Annotated in this window: 1 pseudogene; it reads left to right on the forward strand. The window is 79.7% G+C overall.

The annotated features are described in order from the left end of the window. Nucleotides 1-531: pseudogene (locus ACXYMW_RS16485) on the forward strand (chromosome segregation protein SMC); the annotation flags it as partial.

Consider the following 531-nt stretch of genomic DNA (forward strand, 5'->3'; position numbering starts at 1 on the left):
TCGCGCGACAGCGCCGCCGCCGAGGCCGCGGCCGCCGCCGCCCGCGCGCGCCACGAGGCGCTGAAGGCCCGGCTCGAGGATCTCGCCGGGGCCGACCGCGCCGCCCGCGAGGCGCGGCGCGACGCCGACCGGGCGGTGGCCGAGGCCTCGCGCGCCGCCTCCCGGGCCGAGGCCGACCGGGCGCTGGCCGAGAGCCGTCGCGACAGCGCCGAGATCGCCGTCGACCGCCATGCCGAGGAGGTCCGCGAGGCCGGGGAAAGGCTGGCCGAGGCCGAGCGCGCCCGCGCCGAGCTCGAGGAGCTGGGCACCGCGCGGGCCGAGATCGAGGATATCCGCCTGACCGTGGAGGCGGCGCGGATGACCATGATGGCGCGGCGCTCGGGCCATGACGAGCTGCGCCGCGAGGGCGAGGCGCGGCAGCGCCGGCTGGCCCAGCTCGACAAGGACTGCGCCACCTGGCGGCACCGGCTCGACACCGCCCAGACCAGCGGCGGCGAGCTGGCCGAACGCCGCGACGCCGCTGCCAAGGAA

The sequence above is a fragment of the Roseivivax sp. CAU 1761 genome (genome assembly GCF_054482755.1).